Origin of the sequence: Rhizobium sp. NFR03 (assembly GCF_900111275.1) — a bacterium.
GTDB lineage: Bacteria > Pseudomonadota > Alphaproteobacteria > Rhizobiales > Rhizobiaceae > Ferranicluibacter.
Genome location: NZ_FOGR01000009.1, coordinates 137,191 through 152,715, shown reverse-complemented (window position 1 = coordinate 152,715; position 15,525 = coordinate 137,191). Strand labels below are relative to the sequence as shown.

The 15,525-nt window shown below is 55.4% G+C and carries 12 protein-coding genes; 8 read left to right on the top strand and 4 right to left on the bottom strand.

Going from position 1 to position 15,525, the window contains the following annotated elements; all coding sequences use genetic code 11:
• Positions 1-259: 259 nt before the first annotated feature.
• Both BSG19_RS21705 and BSG19_RS21700 read right to left on the bottom strand, forming a co-directional pair.
• Positions 260-1,459, bottom strand: a complete 1,200-nt coding sequence (locus BSG19_RS21705) for an epoxide hydrolase family protein (protein ID WP_244529372.1) — start codon at positions 1,457-1,459, stop codon at positions 260-262.
• 167 nt (positions 1,460-1,626) lie between these two features.
• Complete coding sequence (locus BSG19_RS21700; protein ID WP_092990093.1) at positions 1,627-2,016, bottom strand: limonene-1,2-epoxide hydrolase family protein; 390 nt, start codon at positions 2,014-2,016, stop codon at positions 1,627-1,629.
• 432 nt (positions 2,017-2,448) lie between these two features.
• Here BSG19_RS21700 and BSG19_RS21695 point away from each other — a divergent pair, with 432 nt between their 5' ends.
• Positions 2,449-3,102 (top strand): TetR/AcrR family transcriptional regulator, encoded by a 654-nt coding sequence (locus BSG19_RS21695; protein WP_092990092.1) that lies wholly within the window; start codon positions 2,449-2,451, stop codon positions 3,100-3,102.
• 221 nt (positions 3,103-3,323) lie between these two features.
• Here BSG19_RS21695 and BSG19_RS21690 read toward each other — a convergent pair whose 3' ends face one another.
• A complete protein-coding gene (locus BSG19_RS21690) occupies positions 3,324-3,815 on the bottom strand; it encodes a PIN domain-containing protein (RefSeq protein ID WP_092990091.1) in 492 nt (163 codons plus the stop codon).
• Positions 3,816-3,818: 3 nt separating this feature from the next.
• Positions 3,819-4,883, bottom strand: a complete 1,065-nt coding sequence (locus tag BSG19_RS21685) for an XRE family transcriptional regulator (protein ID WP_092990090.1) — start codon at positions 4,881-4,883, stop codon at positions 3,819-3,821.
• A 595-nt stretch (positions 4,884-5,478) separates the two neighbouring features.
• On the opposite strand from BSG19_RS21685, the gene BSG19_RS21680 reads away from it, so the two are divergent.
• The 7 genes from BSG19_RS21680 (at position 5,479) to BSG19_RS21645 (ending at position 15,497) form a co-directional block, all read left to right on the top strand.
• Entirely contained in the window at positions 5,479-6,792 is a 1,314-nt protein-coding gene (locus BSG19_RS21680; protein ID WP_092990089.1) for an SMODS domain-containing nucleotidyltransferase, read from the top strand.
• Positions 6,782-7,357, top strand: a complete 576-nt coding sequence (locus BSG19_RS21675; RefSeq protein ID WP_092990088.1) for an SLATT domain-containing protein — start codon at positions 6,782-6,784, stop codon at positions 7,355-7,357. The genes BSG19_RS21680 and BSG19_RS21675 overlap by 11 nt, the downstream gene beginning before the upstream one ends.
• Positions 7,358-7,487: 130 nt before the next feature.
• Complete coding sequence (locus BSG19_RS21670; RefSeq protein ID WP_092990087.1) at positions 7,488-9,479, top strand: ATP-dependent nuclease; 1,992 nt, start codon at positions 7,488-7,490, stop codon at positions 9,477-9,479.
• Positions 9,479-11,461, top strand: coding sequence for a UvrD-helicase domain-containing protein (locus tag BSG19_RS21665; protein WP_092990086.1), 1,983 nt, complete (start codon positions 9,479-9,481; stop codon positions 11,459-11,461). The genes BSG19_RS21670 and BSG19_RS21665 overlap by 1 nt, the downstream gene beginning before the upstream one ends.
• A 459-nt stretch (positions 11,462-11,920) precedes the next feature.
• A complete protein-coding gene (locus BSG19_RS25835; RefSeq protein ID WP_139274808.1) occupies positions 11,921-13,183 on the top strand; it encodes a phosphoribosyltransferase-like protein in 1,263 nt (420 codons plus the stop codon).
• A 183-nt stretch (positions 13,184-13,366) separates the two neighbouring features.
• Positions 13,367-14,545: a reverse transcriptase family protein gene (locus tag BSG19_RS21650; protein WP_092990083.1), complete on the top strand. Its 1,179-nt coding sequence runs from the start codon at positions 13,367-13,369 to the stop codon at positions 14,543-14,545.
• Between the two features lie 100 nt (positions 14,546-14,645).
• The gene (locus BSG19_RS21645; protein ID WP_092990082.1) at positions 14,646-15,497 is read left to right on the top strand and encodes a hypothetical protein; all 852 of its coding nucleotides are present in this window, start codon (positions 14,646-14,648) and stop codon (positions 15,495-15,497) included.
• Positions 15,498-15,525 lie beyond the last annotated feature (28 nt).

Genomic DNA, 15,525 nt, shown 5'->3' with positions numbered 1-15,525 from the left:
CTGCAGTGCGGGATTGCTCGCAGCGTTGAGTTATGGAACGAGGCGTTGCCAGGGTTGTAAGATCCGTCAATCGCGACTGTCGACGAGCGCTATTGGCGCCCAATTCTTGGCCGGAGTATCTTCGTTTTGTTGGGTACGTTCCAACTGAAAACATGCAGGATTTCGGCTATCGTGCGATTTCGCAATGATCTTGTTCTGACCGCCAGAAGCTCTGCGCCGGCAGTGCCCCACGCCGCGCTCCGGAAACAGAGATCTCCACCTAGGAGCGCGCTGCCGAAACCGTCGCGATAAAGGCCCGCAGGTCGGACAGCATCAGTTCCGGTTCTTCCAGCGCGGCGAAATGACCGCCCCGCGGCATGTCGGTCCAATGCACGATGTTGTAGGTCTTCTCCGCGAACGCGCGCGGGGGCGGCAAGAACACCGGATCGGGAAAGGCTGCAAAGCCCATCGGCACTTGGATTCGGGTGCCGACCGGAAGCATTCGCGACGCCTCAAGCCGGCTGCCGTAGTAGATCCAGGTTGCCGTCACGAAGGATGCCGGCGCGATGTAGAGCATGATGTTGGTTAGGAGTTCTTCCTCGGAAAATTTGCTCCAGATGTCCGGGTCGCCATCGACGGTTGTCGGAAGATCGGCCCATTTTCCGAACTTCTCGAGTATCCAACCCGCCGCTCCGACCGGGCTGTCGGCCATCGCGATGCCGAGCGTTTGCGGGCGGGTTGCCTGCTCGTGAAAGTAGGCGCTCTCCCGATCGGCAATTGCAGCCCGCTTGGCGGCGAAGGACTTCTCCTCGTCGGTGGACGGAGCGGCATCCTCCGCACGCACGGTCAACATGTTGATATGGATGCCAAGCAGAGCGTCCGGTCGATCATGCGCTGCCCAGACCGCGAGGGCGTGGCCCCAATCGCCTCCTTGAATGAAATACGGCTTGTCGCCGAACAGTTGGATCATCAGCCCATGCACGAGCGCAGCAGCCCGCCGCGGGCCGATCGGGCCCGTGATCGGGGTGGAGAACGCGAAGCCAGGAAGCGAGGGGACGACAACATCGTGCCCGTCCGCCGCGAGCGGCTCCAAGAGCCGCTCGAATTCGAGATACGAGCCCGGCCAGCCGTGGAGAAGCAGGACGGGCGGCTTAGAGCCGTCGCCCTTCACATGAACGAAGTGGAGGTGCTCGCCTTCCACGTCGGCCGCGAAGTTGGGGAGTGCGTTGAGGCGTCGTTCAACAGCACGCCAGTCGTAGCTGTCCCGCCAATAATCGACGAGCCGCCTGAGATCATCAACCCCGACCCCCGCCGACCAGCCCCCCGCATCCGGCAGCTGGCTCCAGTCGTAAGCCTCGACCTTGCCTCTGATCGCAGCGAGCCGTTCGTCAAGGACGTTGATCGTATAGGGTGAAATCATGATGTTTCTCCGCTTAGGGGGAAAGGGAAACCGCTCTATTGCGGCGAATTCCAGAAACACGGTGTCATTTCTATCGATATCCGTGTTACGGGAGCTACGGACCTGCCCGGGCGATCGCCGTGAAGAGAGGTACGGCTCCCTCAGTCACCAAAGCACCTTGCCTTCGATCGCGGCATGCCAGCGAGATCAACGCTGCCGCGGCTCCACGGCGGCGGTTTGCGACCTGGCTATTTCTTGAGAAGGGAAACCTGCCTCTCGAAGTCGGCCAAATCAAAATAGTCGCGCCAAACAGTGATTTCCCCGTTCTCAACGGTAACCGTACCCATAACCGGCAATGTGATCGTCGCGCCACTTTCATGGGTGAACACATCGATCCGCTCGTTGAGAACAAGATTCCCCGATGCCGCGATGTTGGTCACAGCCCAATCCACCGTGAACGCCGTGCCGACCCCGAAGTCCTCGTGGAATTTGCGAACGTTGTCCCGCCCCATGATGTCGGGCAGCGGCACGTTGTCATAGAGGACGTCATCCGACAGCATCGCAAGGGCGTCCTCAATGCGATTTGCACTCCAGTGGCCGAAGAAAGTGGTGGCGATATCGATCGGGTCGGTGGACATGGTTGCTCTCCAGAGAGGGTTTAGGGAAACTTGATAGATTGTTTGCCGGTAATGGGCCGCCAGCTAACTGCGCGAGCCGGTTACCGATTGAGATAGGCCCAATTCCACGGCGAAACACACAGAGCGTCCTAAAGGCAGAGCAGCTCAGGCTGAGTTTGCATTCGGCTGGCGTGACACGCCAGTGGAACCCAAAAGATGCGCACTTAGTCGCGACTGAATTGCGATGGGCTGCCATAACCGACTTAGAGCCCGTACTGGCCGCGTCCATCTTGCCGCTGACCCATCAGGCCTTGTGCCTGCTGCGTTCCCCTCGAACCGCTATTTACAAGTACGCGTCCCCCCAGATCTATCATTTTCCTTTTTATGCAGTGATCGCTGTAGAAATAGGTAGCGGCATTGAAAAGTGGCGTCAACCGATTTATACAGTGATCGATGCAAAATCGTGTTTCGATACCTCGAGCGAACTTACCGTCGAAGCGTCCTCCACGCGGGCGGCCGCGGGAGTTTGATCGCCAGGCTGCGCTTGCCGCGGCGACACGGCTGTTCTGGATGAGGGGATACGAGGCGACCTCGATCGCCGACCTGACGGAGGCAATGGGTATCGGGCCCAAGAGCCTTTATGCGGCTTTCGGTTCGAAAGATGCGCTCTATGCCGAGGCCCTGCGATACTATTACACGACCTACGAGGGGTTGGTGTGGACGCGCTTCAGGGCTGCTTCGACAGCGAGGCAGGCCGCGCTGCTCTTTCTCCAGGATGAGGCGATCGCCATGACCGGTGGAGATCTCGATCTACCCCATGGGTGCATGTCAACGCTCGCGACCGTGGGCAGCAAAGGGCACTCCGAACTGGGCGAAGTCATGCGAGCGACTCGTGCAGGCGGTTTCGATCTGCTCAAAGCGCGCTTCGACCGAGCGAAGAAAGATGGTGATCTAAAGGCTACGGTGGACACGACCAAACTGGCGAGGTTCGTGCAGACAGTCCAAAGCGGCATGGCGATCCGTGCCCGGGATGGAGCGGACCGCGCGGAGCTGCACGATGTGGCGGAAATTGCGCTTTCCGGCTGGGACAATATCACCGCCAACTGATTACCTGCGTGGCGAGCTCGATTGGTGCCCGAAGTTCGCAGGCTTCCATATCTACCATTCAAGCCGGCGACGGTCGCCCCCAGCGTTGCGAGACCTTGTTGCTGCGCTTGAAATCTGATGTGTTCTAACGCCTTGAACGGATACGAACCTACGATCCGCTTTGCCAATTGAGCTAAGCATCTGATTGAAAATAAAATCTGCAATGCAGAGCGCAACTTGGCCTATCTCGAGAAGCGGATAAGCCGACGGCGGATTTCGCCAGCTGGCAAACGACACCGCGGGTGATTTGCTAAGCGACTAAGGCCGGAATGCAAATGCTCGAACTGCACATGGCCGCCATCGGCGAACTGATCAATCACCCACAGCACACCGTGCATTTCAAGCCTCTCGGCAGTCGCAAGCTCTCGAAGCACTCCATCACCCGTAAGCAGTCCCCAACCCCGAGTTTGCGCTAGCACGAATGCAAACGTGTCAGGAGCCGAGAGGCGAGCGTGGGCACGGTTGACCTCGGTGGCCCTGCGAACCTCAGCAGACGTCAAAGGTTCTACCCTTAAGCCGAGTCGCACAAGCGTCTGTCCCATTTCGCCGACCAATTCCCGCTCATACAGCAGATCAGGGACGGCGAACTCGAACGGCAAAAGAAACATGAACTCGAGAAGGCCTGCCCTTTCCAGGTCAATTAAGACTGAGGTATCGGAAATGAGAATCGCCATGCGTCAGACTGCCGTCTGGTCCAGTCGTTTGTCGAGTTCGCGAACGGAAATATCGAGCATCTCAGCGGCACGAGACTCGCCCAATACGCCCTCAACCAAAGCACGATAGCATAAACGCTCGAACCTTTTAGGTTCCTCAAGTTCGGGAGCCATACTCTCTGGCTCCTCGTAAGGATAGTGCCGCCACCCTCTCTCTTCGAAAACTTTGAACAGTCGTGAACATGCCGCCTGACTGATAATTCCCAGATCTTTGCACCGATAGGCGAGTGCCTGAACACTTACCCCGAACCTTTTCTTTAGCGCGACAAGCTCGCCAACACTTATAGACGACCGATGAGCACCGGCTTCTGCTCGCAAGACGTCGGCCGGCATCAGAAAAGCGCCGGCGAAGCGATGAGCTGCTTTTTCCACGTCGACTCCCTCGGCTGGCGCAATCACCATATGTCCAAGTTCGTGTGCCAGGTTGAACCGCTTACGCTCTGACCACGTTCCCCGCTTGATAACAATTACCCGAGCGGCGTCGCGGTCCTTGCGACGAACCCTCGCCGCCAAACCGTCGACGTCGTTCAAGTCCATCGAGAGGACCTTTATTCCTCGTTCCTCTAATAGCTCGGCTAGCTGCGGGATAGGGTCGTTTCCAAGACCCCAATCATCACGGACCGAGCGTGCTGCATCTTCCGCATCGCGAATGTCTGAAACTGGATATGGCGCGCTTCGCGGCTGCTCCCACTCGACACTGCGCAAGTGAAGAAGATCCTCGATCACAAGATATCGCTCGAGCATATGGATGGCTCGCGCCTGGACTGCAGCTTCCTCTTTGGAAGACGTTCCGAGCTTTTTTCTGAAGTCCACACCTTCTAGGGATAGCTGATCTTCACTTAGAAGGAATTCCTCGGACACACCCAAGGCTTTGGCCAAAGCTATCAAAGCTTTGGAGCCGGGCATATCTTCATTTCGCTCATACTTGCCGATCGCCTGCGCTGACACCACGCCATTCATTGCATCCGCTAATGCCCTCAATGACAGCCCAGCCGCTTGCCGTGCGACCTTCAATTTGTTGCCGATCATATCGATCTCCTAGATTTCAGTTTACAAACTACTCTATTTTAACATTTTTGTAAACCTGCCCTCTTGAAATGAGCGGCCAGATGCCTGATCTTTTCTGAGAAAGAGTAACCACCGATTCCTGCATAACTCGGATCTTTGCGGCATTCATCGAACTACAGCGCTTCTTCGCAAAGAGATCACCCTCGATCTTAGGAACTGCTTCATGAAAAAGGACCGGTTTACACGCAAGGCGCACCCGAGACAGCTGTCGTCAGGTTACGTCACCTCGGTCCGTGAGACTCTCGTTCGCCGTCAGGCTACCGATGCGAATGAGAAAACAAGCTACTTCCATCCTTGCCGAATGTGCGGTGCAACGATTCTGACAAGGCGCTTGCCCAACGGCGGTTGGGCACACTTCGAAGGAAAGGACGGGCTAACCAGGGTCAAGCACCCGTGTCAAACGCGTGGCGCCGGACTGAGTCGGCGGCGTGACCCTTTCACGTTGGAGCTTTTCCCAGTCCAGCCGACCGATGGGTCAGCTTCATCGCAAGACAGCCCCAGCATGAGATGAACACATCGATATCCCCACCAAACCACATTTTGAGGTAACAGGCCGATGAGCATTGCCGACACGTTCAAGCAGTTTCTCAGCAATATTGCGGTAGAAAATGACGATACCATTAGCCTTCGCTACGGCGAGGTGACGGCCGCACTAAACAAAAAATTTCGCGACACCGACTCAAAAGTCTCGAACTCTCTGCAAGTTGGCTCATACGGCAGGTGGACCGCAATCAAGGGCATTTCTGACCTCGATATGCTTTATATCATGCCCGCCGGGAAGTGGGATAGTTACAAGGACGCCGGACAATCTCGTCTTCTCGATGACACCAAAAATGCGATCAAGAGCCGCTATCCGAGCACGACTGTTCTCAAGGATCGGCTTGTCATCCAGGTGCTCTACCGAGACTTTCATATCGAAGTCCAACCTGTTTTTGAACAGGCGGACGGAAGCTTCAAATACCCTGACACCTATGCTGGTGGGTCATGGAAAATCACGAAGCCCCGTGAAGAGATCGCCGCCATGAAAGAGTCGAACGTACAGAAGAACAAGAACCTGCGTCGCCTCTGCAAGATGGCTCGAGCTTGGAAGAACAAAAATGGCCTTGCGATAGGTGGGCTGCTGATCGACACACTGACCTATAATTTTCTGAAATCGACAAATGAGTATGATGAAAAGAGCTACCTCTACTACGATTACATGAGCCGCGATTTCTTCAAATTCCTCTCAGAACGTCCTGATCAAGACTATTACGCCGCTCTTGGGAGCGGCCAGCGTGTCAAGGTGAAGAAGAAATTTCAGAAGAAGGCAAAAAAGGCCTACGAACTGGCTTTGGACGCCATCGCTGCCGCGGGCTCGACTACCGAGAATGAAAAGTGGCGCAAAATTTATGGTCGCGGTTTCCCTGCTGCAGAACAGGCGGCGCAAAAGGCAGCCTTTGCCTCATCTTCGTGGAGGAACACCGAGGAGTTTATCGACAACCGGTATCCGGTCGATATACGCAATAGCATCACCCTAGATTGTGAGGTCTCGCAAAATGGGTTCCGAGAACGCTTCCTAAGAGAGATGTTGCGGCTGAACCTGCCGCTCAAAACGGCCAAGACGCTGACATTCAGCGTTGTCGATCACGACATTCAGGGCGACTTCAACCTTTATTGGAAGGTGCTCAATCGCGGCGAGGAGGCACGCCGCCGGGACTGCATCCGTGGACAAATTGACGGAGATCGAGGCAGCATGAGACGAACCGAGCACACAAATTTCAGGGGAGATCATATCGTAGAATGCTACGCCGTCCAAAACGGCGTCGTGGTTGCGACCGATCGCATCCATGTTCCCATCCAGGGCAGTCAGGTAAGCGCTGATGCAGCTTGAACAGCAACCCGACCGGGGCGACTTCTCACCGCTTGAGGACCAGATCCGCGAATGTTTTGGCCGTGTCGTCTACACCCACAAAACTCACGAAAAGATGGCCGACCGCTGCTCAGCGACGCTCCAGCGATATAAGCTCTGTCAGATTGGCGTGTCCGTTCTGACCACGTCCGGAGCGTTGTCCGTCGTGTTTCTCGACCAGTTTTGGCTGAAGCTTGCAACTGCATTTCTGTCGATCGTCGGCCTGTGGGCTTCCGGCTACATGAAGGGCTTTGATCCAGGCGGTACCGCACAAAAGCACAGGGACGCCGCCGCCAACTTGTGGCCAATACGGGAATCATATCTGTCTCTGCTGGCCGATCTTCGGATGGGGGGGATTCCATCGGAAGAGGCGTTAAAGCGCCGGGATGAACTACAGAAGAAGCTGGCGGCAATTTATTTGGGGGCGCCACAAACTACCGCCAAAGCCTATGCCGATGCGCAAAGAGCTTTGCAGAAGAATGAAGACTATACTTTTTGCGACGAAGAAATCGATAAATTCGTGCCGAAATCGCTTCGAAAAAAGTAGCATGGTTCAGGTTCGAAATCGATCTTAGCTCTTTCAGAACCCCGTCCACAGACTTCGAGCTGGATAAGCTTGGAATGAACTTGGTGGATCGACATCCACCGGGATAGGGTAACGGAGGGGGTAACCAGAAATGTATTTAAGCAGCATCGAAATTCGCGACTTTCGAATCTTTGAGCATTTCGAGCTATCTCTCAATCAGTCGCTAAATGTGATTGTGGGCGAAAACAATGCCGGAAAAACCGCCTTTGTGGATGCCATAAGGTATGCCCTGGGGACGAACTCGAATGAATGGGTCAGAGTCGACAGCAGCGATTTTCGGCGCGGGACTAATCGCTTCACTATCAAACTCAAATTCGTCGACATCACCGCGCGCCAGGCTGCCGTTTTCGTTGAGTATCTGACCTACGAAAAACATGAGGGGGCCGACACCAGAAGGCCTGTACTCTATCTCAATTTTCATGCCGACCTTACCGATCAGCTATTCCGTGGAAACCGGGTCATATTGACAGACGTCCGGTCCGGCATTCACGGTGACGGCCCTGCCATAGAGAGGGAGGTCAGAGAGTATCTTTCTGCAACTTATCTGCGGCCATTGAGGGATGCAGAGGCAGAGTTAGCCGCCGCGCGGGGTTCACGCCTGTCACAGGTGTTGCAATCGGCGTCAAGCTTCAAAGACAACGGAAACATCGACGCTCTACTAAACATCCTGGTCGAGGCGAATGCAGCAGTGCTCGACAACCCGGGAATCAAAGAGAGTGTCGACAAGATCTCCGCGCAGTTGAAGGAATTGAATCTCAAAAACAATCCGCTGCGGCCGGCGATCGAAATCGTCGGTGGAACCGACTTTGACAGTCTGAGTCCACCTGAACGCAAGTCCATGTTTCGCAGTTTGTTGGAGCGCCTACAGCTAATGATTGATACCAGTGATCGACAGCAGGGCTTAGGGTTTAGCAACCTCCTTTTCATGGCGACAGAGTTGCTGCTGCTAAAGCAGGAGCACGATGATTTCCCCCTGCTTCTAATCGAGGAGCCCGAGGCACACCTTCATCCGCAGCTTCAGATGAAATTTCTCAAGGCGTTGCGTGAAGGCTTCGGAGGCGCCGGCAACCCTCCGCTGCAAAGCATTCTAACAACCCACAGTCCCAATCTCGCGTCAAAAGCTCTACTGGAGTCCATTATCCTCTTCGTGGGCGGAAAAGCCTATGCGTTGCGAAAGGGGGACACAGAGCTTGCACCGGACGACTACGTGTTCATGGAGAAGTTTCTCGATGTCACAAAGTCCAACCTGTTCTTCTCTCGTGGCGTGGTGGTCGTCGAGGGCGACGCCGAAAACGTCCTGCTCCCGACGATAGCGAAGCTGATCGGCTATCCGCTTGAGGATTACGGTGTTTCGATGATCAATGTGGGAAGTACCGCGTTTGCGCGCTATGCCCGCATCTTCCGTCGCAAAGGCCTCGGTGCCGCTGAGCACTCCGACCGTTGGATTCCAACCCGGGTTTCCTGTCTGCGCGATATCGACTTGTGGCCTGCCAGGGCGGAACGCCAAAGCGATGTCGATACGATTGGATTCAAAGTGCGGCGGCCACCGGACGCGTACGGCCGGGGCGGCAATCTCTCGTATTGGCTCGACCAGTACGACACAGAGAAACTGAAAGCCTTCCAAGCAACCCGCACGACTGCGGCAGGTCAAAACGTAGCGGTGTTCCTTTCGGACGAATGGACCTTTGAATATTCCCTCATCCGAGCCGGTCTCGAGCGGGAGGTATATGAGGCCACGGGCACTCCTGCCGCGTTTAACACGATGCCCTCCGATCCGATCGATCGCGCCGTCCAGATTTATGGGCTTATTGAAGGTACGCAAGGATCAAAAACGGAAACCGCGTACAGGCTCGCTACCATCCTGGAAAGAGACTACGGACCTAAGGCGACCCCGGCCATTGCCGGTGAAACGGAAGAACAGCGTGTGGCGCGCATTGCTGCGGACAAAGCAGCGAATCGTGCCAAGCGAAAAAATCTTGCCTCGAAGCTTCCAAAGTATCTCCTAAACGCCCTCGTCCACGTCCTGAAGCTTGAAGCCACAGAGGCCGCCGAGGAGAAGTCAGCGGAGGCCAAGTTATCCTGATGCTAATCGGTGATGAGGATATCGAGGAACTGCTAGGCGAGCTGAATTCAAAGGTCAGCGATCCAACGCAACATATCGTTTTGGACGCTGCGCGGCGTCATGCGTTCAAATCCTACGAACCAGTACAGGCTTGTCCAGGTAGCGGAAAAACAACCCTTGTGGGGCTCAAGTTAATTGCCCTTGCGAAGAAGTGGACCGATCGGCGCCAAGGAATCTGCGTTCTGACACATACAAATGTTGCCAAGGATGAGATACTGCAAAGGCTCCGGGACCATCCTGCGGGATACCGCTTATCCCGCTACCCTCATTTCATCGGGACGATTCAAGAATTCGTGGACACGTTCCTTGCGTTTCCTTACGCGCGAGCGCGAGGCTGGGAGGTGCGCTTGTTGCCCGAAAACGCATACGGCGAGACGGTGACCAAGGAGCGATGGAAAAAAGCGAAAGATCTCGGCAATTCAAAACTGTATTACCTGACCTATTACATGAACCGGGGGAAAATTTCACCGGAGAAGCTGTCACTCGTTCACACCGTAAAGGGTTTGAGCGTGTCACCGGAGTTCTTGTCGGATGTACGCAAGGTCGCGGATTTAGCCGGAAGCAACATCGACGAAAGCTATTTTTGGGAAAAGCGTGAAGCGCTGTGCCGAAAAGGTGCTTTCATGTATCGCGAGATGTACGAGCTTGCATTGCGGCTTATAGCGGAATGCCCGGCAGTTCTCGATGCATTGCGGGTGCGTTTCCCGATCGTGTTTGTCGATGAGATGCAAGACACTCAGAAATTTCAAGACGACTTGATCAATGTCGTCTTCCCCTCACCTGGAAGCCTGGTGCAGAAGGTAGGTGATCCCGACCAGGCGATTTTCGACGGCTTGGGTGGTGGCGGGACGAATGTAACTTACAACTCGGCTGCGCTGTCCTCCATCGCGCAGAGCCATCGGTTTACCCCGCAGACTGCCGCCCAGATTAGTGGGTTGAGTTCCCGCGGCCTGGTGCTCGCGACGTCTCGTTCGCCAGTCAACGGCCCGCCAAACACAATACTCGTCTACGATGATACCTCGATCGGCAGCATTTTGGAGACTTTCGCAGGGATTGTCGCTGCGCTTCCCGCAGACCGGCGCCAATTAGTGAAGGCAGTGGGCGGTGTCGGGACCGATCCGGGGTCCAATGGCCTAACCATAAGAAGCTACTGGAGTCTTTTCGATCGCGCCACAGCACCGCGCACTTTCAGGCCCAGCGGTCTTTGTCAGGCAGTACGATATTGTTGTGAGTTGGACACCGGCGATATCTTCGAACGTCACGCTCTCTTGATGGCGGCCATTGTTGAGCTGTTGCGGCTCGCGGGGTCTGCATGGCCGGGCAATGCGGGCCGGACCAGCGCGCCAACCCGCTCTGCGCTCACCAGCGAACTGAAGAGGAGCGGCATGATGGCTGCTTTTCGTCAGTGGTTGACAGAGATCATGATGAGGCCGGTGGGGTCGAGTGCTCATTGGGAGCAGCGGTGTGCGGAACTTAGAGCCATTTTTGGATTGGGTTCTCTCTCTGCCGAGGCAGAGTCCTTTTTTGCATTTAATGCCGCGCCCATGCCGACAGTCTCTCCGAACGCTTCCGACAACAGGTACATCGCGGCAAATGGCGTCGTCATGGATGTCGCCACTATCCACGCGATCAAGGGCGAAACTCACGACGCGACACTCGTCCTGGAAACGCGCTATAGGACTTTGAACGACGTTTCTGAGATGCTCCCATATCTGACCGGCTCCGCCAATCCCAAACCCATCTTCAATGCCGCCAGTCCTAATTCACATACCTCAATTCGCGCCAGCTTTATGAAGCGGCTGTATGTGGCGGCATCGAGACCGCGACATCTGCTTTGCGTCGCTGTTCACAAGGATAGATTGTCGGCCGAGCACAGGGCGGCATTGGTTGAGCTCCAGTGGGCGGTAAGCGACCTACCGCAAGCGAATGGAAGTTTCGGATGAGGACAGCCGACCGCTGGAACAACTAGTACCTGTCGTCCGTGGTTCGATGACGGACGCCAAGGTCAATGACATCTGGCCACGGCGCGGCTTGCCGACGTTCTTGCCGGCATCAGTTGCATGGGTATGCGCTGTCTCACCCCGCATGAACAGCAGATGCTTGATCTGTGTTGAGCATCTACAACCAACATGGAAAACCAGTTATCTGTCGATCGCGGTAACTTGCAACGTCGGGAGAGGAACATCAAATTGCAGGATGATTACCGGGTCAATTGTCAGTGGCAATCAACAGCATCTTACTTAGTTCAACGGAAAATTGCCTGAAAAGCCTGATCCACCAAAACTATCTTGAGATATATGCCGAATCACCTCTAAGTTGAGGCTATCATCGGTCCAGGTCTGCACAAGTCGAATTGCGGGCACCCACGGCGGCAGCGAGGCATTGCTTCAGGACATTCAACCATGACACGAAACATTGCCTTCATGAAGTCAGAAGCCACGTTGGCGTGGATTGGCCAATTCGATCCTACAGATCAGCCCCTCGTTATCGAAATGCTTCAAAAGATGCTCCTTGTCAGCCGCAACGGCTTTGTTGAGCGCTTGATAAAGCTCATCAGAAGCAAAAATGGGGGACACCCGGTTGGTCTTTACGCCGAAAGGGAGCTTAGAAGCCATGGCGGAAGGCCAAATCGGCTATTCAAGCAAAGCGATCGGAAGCCCTTTCGCGCTGCAGGAGCAGGGCCCCGCCCAATTGACCCATTTCGCGCTTACGACGCAGATGTCGGAAGCGAAGGCATTGTCGCTCAGGCCGTCTCTGAATTATGCCGTCGATTTCCAAAAGTGTACTTCAATCATCCGGGCCCGGATCAAATTCGAAAAAACAAAATTCGACGATTTGTCCTGGTGACCGATTTTATCGGATCTGGAGACCGAGTTCGAAAATATCTGGATGCTGCCTGGCGGGTTGCATCGGTCCGATCATGGTGGTCTGCGCGCGCGACCGTTGGCATGTCCTTCGAAGTGATTGCATATTCTGCGACCCCTCAGGGACAATCGTACGTAGAGGCGCACCCCACGAAGCCGGACGTATCGCTGGTGGCGCCCTGTCCCACAATCGCGAATATTTTTAGCAGGGAAAAAAAGTACGCCCTTCAGAATTTGTGCGCGCAATACAGTCCGGCGGCTCGGCACCTCCCCTCAACCGGTTACGGGTGGGTGGGCGCCCTGATTGCATTCGCTCATGGCGCCCCAAACAACGTACCCTTAATCTTCTTCAAGAAAAGTCCGACGTGGATCCCGCTGTTTCCAGAGCGGGTTACCTCGGACGTCCGAGATCATTTTACCGATGAGCCCGAGACGGGCGAGCAACTGCGAGAACGGCTCAAGGCCATGCGTCAAAGCCGCCTCTCGCAATCCGGCCTGCTCGCTTCTGTCGATCCTCAGATTCGAAATCTCGTCATGGTTTTAGCTGCTCTCTCCCGCCCTCCGCGAACTAGACAGAGTGTCGCGCTCCAGTCAGGTTTGACGCTCAGCGAAGTCGATTCGGTGCTCGCCAAAGCCATTGGCTATGGCTGGATTGACGGTCGAAATCGACTTACGGATCGCGGACAAGCAGAGCTACGTCGAATGCGTGTCGATCAATTTAATCTGAGTGGTCTTCCCCATGAGACAGAGGACGACTATTGTCCGCAGCAGTTGAGGGTGCCAGTGAGTCTTTCTAGATGACGCCGGTTCGCCGGCGGCGGCATCTGGCTCATGGCCAGGTGTCTCGGGGCGCAGATTCTGCAGCCCTTAGGCTAAGCGTCCGCTCGAAGCTAAGGCACATCACGCAACGCCGCCTTGCGGCGGATCGCGTCGAGGTCTTGCTACGTCGCGTGATGTGTCTCACCCCCAGGGTGTCAAAGTAGAATGACAACCTGGCACCCTCAACATTTCCGCAGCGCGGCCATAGCCGCGGGCCGAGATCCCTCGACTATCCGAAATGCGCTTGCCGTTGCCGAGAATATTCGCCGGCATAATCCCACTCTGCCCCCGATATTTTCATTGAAGCATATGGCCGAGTTGACGGGCAACGACTACGGCGCACTTCGCTCCATAGTCAAGCGGGACGAACCAGATCCCTACCGCATCTTCACGATTCGAAAGCGGCCGTCTTTTAATGGTGAACACAGATTTCGACTGATTACGGTACCCCGACCCGCATTGCTAAGAACTCAGAAATGGATCTGCCAACAAATATTGGCGAAAACCACGCCTCACGGATCGAGCGTCGCTTTCTCCAAAGGAAATACTCTGTTCAATGCCGCTCGGCCGCACTGCGAGAGCCGTTGGCTGATTAAAATGGATGTGCGGAACTTCTTTGAGTCGATTAACGAAATCGCCGTTTATCGTGTCTTCAGATCTCTCGGCTATCAGCCACTCGTATCCTTCGAACTCGCCCGCGTTTGCACTCGCTTAGGAGGTCCGACACCTCTACGGTCGACACCGAGGTGGCACTACGACGCCAAAAATTGGCCCAGCATTTCCGCTTACCAAGTTTATCGCTATGGATACGGACCGCACATGGGGCATCTCCCACAGGGCGCACCGACAAGCCCAATGCTTGCAAACCTTGCGATGCGTGGATTTGACGACGCCGTGGACGAGATTGCCGCCCGACATGGGCTGCGATACACGCGCTATGCCGACGACCTCACCTTTTCGACCAATAGCGATGACTTCGATCGAGGCAAGGCCGGGCATCTTATCGGCCTTGTCTACAATGAAATGGGCAAAGTCGGTCTGTCGCCAAATATTACTAAAACGCGTGTCGCTTCCCCGGGTGCTCGCAAAGTTGTTCTCGGGCTGCTGGTTGACGGCACAAAACCGAAGCTTCCCCGCGATTTCAAGCAGAACCTGCGTCGGCACATATTTTGTCTCACGCACGAGGGCCTTGGTCCGGTTCGCCATGCAGAGGAACGCGGATTTTCTTCGGTCCTGGGCCTTCGGCGACACATTCAAGGTCTTTTGGCTTTTGCGAACCAGATAGAGCCGGAGTACGCCGCAAGCTGCCGACAACAGCTTCAAGTGGTGGTTTGGCCGCTTTGACCGGTCACGCTAACGAAACGGATACGTCAGAATTCACTGGGTTTGACAACGCGTGTCTCCCTCCTCACCATCATGTTCGACATTTAAGGACTGCAGGCCGATGGGCGAATTTAACCGGATGACAGTTGTGGCCGCCGCTGAGGTGATCTCTGACAGCCACTCCCACAGTGATATCGATGTTCTAGAAGTTCAATGGGGAATTGATGATCGGGGTGGAGGCAGTAGTAAGCCCGCCCGGGTCGTGAATTTGTCTAAATCCGCCATAGACGGCGGTGCTGAGGTTCAAACTGAGTCCGGCCTAGTCAGCATCGAGCGAGCGTTGGTTGAAACCGCGCTCGCAAACTGGTCCACGGTGAAGGAAAAGCTCTCTTGGCGGAAGTTGAAGGCTGGCCTACGCTTCGACGGCTTCGAAGTCGTCAAACCGAGCGATGATGATGCAGATGGATGGATGAATTCAACGTCCATGGGGCCAGCGACACTCGTTAGGATGCTGCCGTCCGATGTTCCGGGTCTCAACATGAGGGAGGCGGAAAGTGAAGTCGTTCAGCTGCTCAAGAAGCATCAGCTAGTTGTAGCCGAAGGTCATCTATCGAGAGCCGTATCGGCCTTCCAGAGAGGCGAGTGGTCAGGCGCGAATGGCGAACTTCGGAACTTTCTGGAAAGTTACTTGAATGAGATCGCGGTGAAGTTTGGCTGCGATCCTTTGGCCGACAGCAAGCAGAAGCGCGACTATTTAGGCTCGGCCGTCACCCCCCCCTTTCTGCTCGCAGAATATAACGAATGGAGCGCGGGGGGACAAAAGTCTCCTTTCGTGCAGGGGCTAATGAGCCGAATGCACCCTCATGGGGGACATCCCGGTCTATCCGAAGAAGAGGACGCCACGTTCAGGCTCCAAGTCAACCTTGTGACAGCGAGGTTGTTTTTACGCCGTCTGGACCGAGGACCATATTGACAAAAAGCTCGCCGGAGTGCGGACTGCC